Below are 257 nucleotides of genomic sequence, written 5' to 3'. Positions count from 1 at the left end.
TAAAACATGGGAAGGCGAGAAATGGATGAATCTAGATGGAGAAGAAAGGTTTATAGAAAAACCATTCTATGCGTATAACGAGCCTTCATTTAGTTCAGGAAAAGCAAACGCCGGAGCATTATATAATCCACAGAATTTTAGAATAATAGATGGGACAACTAGTGGCTGGTTGAAGATTAAAACATGGGAAGGCGACAAGTGGATGAACCTCAACCAAACAGATTCTGGTTCTTCTGGAGTAATTGATTTAGCTTTAA

Annotated in this window: 1 pseudogene; it reads left to right on the top strand. The window is 37.7% G+C overall.

The features are described from left to right. Positions 1-257 (top strand): annotated as a pseudogene (locus MR107_RS30800) (hypothetical protein); the annotation flags it as partial.

This window comes from Bacillus cereus group sp. BfR-BA-01441 (assembly GCF_022663075.1).
Taxonomy (GTDB): Bacteria; Bacillota; Bacilli; order Bacillales; family Bacillaceae_G; genus Bacillus_A; species Bacillus_A cereus.
This window is presented reverse-complemented; position numbering and strand designations above follow the sequence as displayed.